General features: G+C 69.6%; 6 protein-coding genes. 4 read left to right on the top strand and 2 right to left on the bottom strand.

What is annotated here, in order from left to right; translation table 11 throughout:
* Window positions 1-95, top strand: a 95-nt coding sequence (locus IVW53_15640; GenBank protein ID MBF6606999.1) for a hypothetical protein, incomplete at its 5' end; no start/stop codon positions are given.
* Here the strand turns inward: IVW53_15640 and IVW53_15635 are convergent.
* Entirely contained in the window at window positions 83-571 is a 489-nt protein-coding gene (locus IVW53_15635; protein MBF6606998.1) for a hypothetical protein, read from the bottom strand. The genes IVW53_15640 and IVW53_15635 overlap by 13 nt on opposite strands.
* A 332-nt stretch (window positions 572-903) precedes the next feature.
* Between IVW53_15635 and IVW53_15630 the strand changes: the two genes are divergently transcribed.
* The 3 genes from IVW53_15630 (at window position 904) to IVW53_15620 (ending at window position 3,160) form a co-directional block, all read left to right on the top strand.
* Complete coding sequence (locus IVW53_15630; protein MBF6606997.1) at window positions 904-1,158, top strand: hypothetical protein; 255 nt, start codon at window positions 904-906, stop codon at window positions 1,156-1,158.
* Between the two features lie 169 nt (window positions 1,159-1,327).
* Window positions 1,328-2,905 carry a S8/S53 family peptidase gene (locus tag IVW53_15625; GenBank protein ID MBF6606996.1) on the top strand — a complete coding sequence of 526 codons (1,578 nt, stop codon included), beginning with the start codon at window positions 1,328-1,330 and terminating at the stop codon, window positions 2,903-2,905.
* Window positions 2,906-2,980: 75 nt separating this feature from the next.
* The gene (locus tag IVW53_15620) at window positions 2,981-3,160 is read left to right on the top strand and encodes a hypothetical protein (protein ID MBF6606995.1); all 180 of its coding nucleotides are present in this window, start codon (window positions 2,981-2,983) and stop codon (window positions 3,158-3,160) included.
* Window positions 3,161-3,193: 33 nt separating this feature from the next.
* Here the strand turns inward: IVW53_15620 and IVW53_15615 are convergent, their stop codons facing one another.
* Window positions 3,194-3,640: a hypothetical protein gene (locus tag IVW53_15615; GenBank protein MBF6606994.1), complete on the bottom strand. Its 447-nt coding sequence runs from the start codon at window positions 3,638-3,640 to the stop codon at window positions 3,194-3,196.
* Between the last annotated feature and the right edge of the window lie 706 nt (window positions 3,641-4,346).

The following is a 4,346-nucleotide window of genomic DNA, read 5'->3' as shown; positions in this document are numbered from 1 at the left end:
TGACCCGCGAACGCATCCGCCAGATCGAGGCGAAGGCGCTCCGCAAGCTCCGCCACCCGTCGCGCAGCCGCAAGCTGCGGGCCTACTTGGAGTAGGCCGGCAGCCGGGCCACAGAGAGGGAGCGCCGTCGACGCAGTCGCGACCGTCGCGCACCCACGGGGACCGGCGTGGGCTCCGCTCGCGGGCTACCCGACCTCGAACCAGACGTCGGGCGTCGCGGGGCCCCGGATCCGCCGCTGCACGGATCGCCCCGCACGAGCAGCGCCACGAGCGGCGGATAGACGCATGGCAGGGCGGATGGGATGGATGGCGCCAGAAGCGGATCGGCCGGCAGCGATGCCCATTCGTAGTGGCCGGTGAGCTGGGCCGGCAGGTAGAGCGACCTCGTATCGAGCAGCCGTTGTCCATAGGACACGAACACGCGATAGTCCAGGCCGATCGAGCGGTGGGCCGAGAGCGCGCCGTATTCCGCCCACCAGATCGCGGCGGCGAAGATGGCGATGGGAACTGCGAGGGCGATGCCGAGAACGAGCGACCAGCGAATCTGGCCCCTCGCCGTGAGCTTCGGCATCGCCCCTCACTGCGTGGATAACCCCCTCGCCATTAGCACGCCCGTTCTATATCCTCGCCGCGACAGCCTGTCGGCCGTCCTGGGGCAACCACGGCGGGCAACACCGGTAGACCACGAGTGGCCCGGCGCCCGTGACCGCGATCGGTGCCGTTACTCGCTCTAAGCATCCCCCTCGCTAGAGCAAGTAACTAGGCCGCTTCTCGCATGGGTGCCACGCGGGAGGGTACGGCGTTTGGAGTGCCGTACTTAAGAGCCTCTCTCCGAAGGGGCTGACGTGCGTGGGATGCCGAGCCCTTACGCTGACCGCGCGAGATCGCGAAACCAATGAGAACTTGTTCCTCACTGATGATCCAACCGGGGGAGAGAATGACTCGGACATTCTCAGTACGGTTCACACCTCGGCCCGCCCGGCGATCATCCACATCCTGTCCGGTGAGGGCGACCTCATCGCCGGAGACGATGCCTACGCCGCGGTCCCGGGCGCGTGGCTCCGGATGCCCGCCGACACCAGGCACAGCGTGCTCGCGCGCACCCCGCTCGTGATGGCCCTCTATCTGCTGCCGCGCGAAGACCGCTCCGAGCCATGACCCGCGGCGAGCCACGTGCCCGGTGACCATGCCCAGATGGTGGCGCTGAGACATATCGCTGATAGGCTTGGGGCAAGAGGCCGACCGATGGTCTTCCATCTAAAAGAGGGTAACCGCCGTGGCATCGAGGAAGACCAGGGTGCAGGTCCCCGGCAGCGGCCGCACGGAGATGCCGGGAGCGCAGCTCATCGGCGCGGTCCACTCTGACGAGCGGGTCGAGGTTACGGTGCGGGTCCGGTCGCGCTCCTGGGCCGCCACTGCGGCGGCGACCGCCCTAGCGGCCCAGAGCCTCGGAGCGCGCCGCTACCTCACGCGCGACGAGCTGCGCGCCACTCGGGGCGCGGACCCTGCCGACATCGCCGCGGTCCGCTCGTTCGCCGCGGCGCAGGGGCTGGAGGTCATCGAGGCCGATGCAGCCCAGCGGAAGGTCGTCCTGGCCGGTCCCGCCCAGAAGGTCAGCGCGGCGTTCGGGGTGACGCTTCAGCGGTACCAGTACGCCGAGGGGACGTATCGCGGGCGGACCGGTCCGGTGAGCGTCCCGGCCGAGCTCGGCGTCATCGTCGAGGGCGTGTTCGGACTGGACGACCGGCCGCAGGCCCGGCCGCACTTCCGCGTGCTACCCACCGAACTCGATCCGGTCGCCACCCCCTTCGGTGCGCGGCGGTCGCCCGCGACGCCCGCGACCAGCGCGACATCGTTCACGCCACCGCAGGTCGCGCGGCTCTACGACTTTGAACCCACCGCCACCGGGAAGGGCCAGTGCATCGCGCTCATCGAGCTCAGCGGAGGACTGCGGCGGGGCGACCTGCAGGCGTACTTCGCGCAGCTGGGCATCCCCGCGCCGACGATCGTCGCCGTCTCCGTCGACGGCGCGACGAGCCACCCCACCACGCCGAACAGCGCCGACGGCGAGGTCATGCTGGACATCGAGGTGGCCGGATCGGTGGCCCCGGGCGCCCGTATCGCTGTCTACTTCGCCCCCAACACGGACCGCGGCTTCCTCGATGCCGTGACCGCGGCGGTCCACGACACCGTCAACACGCCGTCGGTCATCTCCATCAGCTGGGGCGGGGCGGAGGTCCACTGGACCGCCCAGGCGATGCAGGCGCTGGACCAGGCGTTCCAGGACGCGGCGCTGGTGGGGGTCACAGTCCTCTGCGCGTCCGGCGACGACGGGTCGGACGACGCGGTCGCGGACGGCCTCGCCCACGCCGACTTCCCGGCGTCCAGTCCGCATGCCGTCGGCTGCGGCGGCACCCGTCTGTTCGCCTCGCCGTCCGCGATCAGCGACGAGCGGGTCTGGAACGACGGGCCCGAGGGTGGGGCGACGGGGGGAGGAGTCAGCGACGTCTTCGATCCTCCCGCGTATCAGGCGGGCGCCGGCGTGCCCAGGTCGGCCAACCCGGGCGGGCGGGTCGGCCGGGGCGTGCCCGATCTCGCCGGGGACGCCAGTCCCGCCAGCGGGTACGCGGTGCGCGTGGACGGGCAGCCGATGGTCATCGGCGGGACCAGTGCGGTCGCGCCGCTCCTGGCCGCCCTCGTCGCGCAGCTCAACCAGCAACTGGAGACGCCCGTGGGTTTCCTGAACCCGCTGCTGTACGCGGCTCCGGCACGCGTCTTCCGCGACATCACGATCGGCGGCAATGGAGCCTACGCCGCCGGAACCGGCTGGGACGCATGTACCGGCCTGGGCCGGCCCGATGGGGCCGCGCTCCTGGCCGTGCTCAGGGCGCCTGACGGGGCCTGACTGCCGGACCCGCGCCGAGCCCTGCACGGGTGGATCCGTGCTAGGGTGTCGGGGCATCCCCAAGGAGGACGCTCCATGAAGCCATTGCTCGCCTTGCTCATCCTCGCGGCCGCTCTGTTCGTGGGTGCGTGCAACACGAACCCCGGCGGGAGCGACGTGCCGACGCTGAACCCGGTCCCGTCCACGGTGACGAGCCCGGGGACCAGTCCTGAGCTGAGTCCCGAAGTCAGCCCGGCGGCCAGCCCGTCCGCCTGATCGATTCGCAACGGCACGAACGAGACGCTCCCGTCAGGGGGCGTCTCGTTTCTTCGTGCTCTCCCCAACCGGTTCGCAGGTCCTAGACCTCTCCCTCGCCGGGTTCGTCGTCGAGCGCGGGAAGGGTGACGTCCACGGTCGTGCCACGGTCGTGACCCGCGGACTCGACCGCGATCGTGCCGCCATGCGCACTCGGTCAGCGACTGCCCCGTCGAACTCTTCATCCGCGAAGTTCTCCGAATCAACGATCAGTTGAAGCTCCGGCAGACGGCTCGATGGGTCGAGCGGAACAGCCTCCGTCGCCCACCCGACGGAGTAGCCAAAGTGGTCGCCAAACCTCGCAAGATCCCGTTCGTCGACGTCGTGCTCGACCCACAGGCCGAGCGAGCCAGAACCGGTGCGCCTCAGCTCGGCCTTGGTGCAGCGCGCGTTGATTGTCACGTGCTCGTCATGCGAAACGTGGAGCTCGACTGGCCCCACCCGCGTGTGCTCGGCAAGCGCCCGAATGTCATCCTCGGTGAGCTGCCTGCGGCGGCCCGGGATCGGATCGTTTGTGGCGATGTACGCACCAATCGTACGTGTGGCCACCGGCGCGCTCCTGTAGACGGTGCCCCTCTGATTCGCACAGGATAGACGTTGCCTTCCTGGCGGCACCCTCTTGCGCGCAGGTCCCACATCAGGAGGAGTGGCGAGCACCGACGATCGCTGAACCGCGGGATGGTCGGTCCCCTCTCGCGAAGTCGCGTCCTCTGTCCTCGAGACCCTGCGACGACTCTGGCCGCTGCCCACACAGGGTTCCGAAGGCACGTGGCCTTCGTTGTTCAGGTGACGGCGAGGTGCTGGGCACAGGGCTCGCGTGTTACTTCGGCCTCACGCCCTCTTGCTCCAACCACAAGGACCTGTTTTCGGAGCGGTTCGAGCGGGTTCCGTCCCCCGCACGGATCAGGGACCGGATCGGAGGTCCCCTTCTGGGACGGCCACTCCGGGGGTCACCATCGTCGAGGACGCGAAAGACAAGGTGCAACGGTGAGCCCGCCAGATTCGGCCCCTGCCGCGCCGGACGATGGCGGGTGGACGTGTCCGCGGTCCTGATGGCGCGGGGCGCCCGTCGATGGCCGTGCTCACGCTCGACTGCGTATTCCGCTGAATCCGATCACCCATTCCGGGGTTTTCGATCACCCTCGGT

This window comes from Chloroflexota bacterium, from assembly GCA_015478725.1.
GTDB lineage: Bacteria > Chloroflexota > Limnocylindria > Limnocylindrales > CSP1-4 > C-114.
This window is presented reverse-complemented; position numbering and strand designations above follow the sequence as displayed.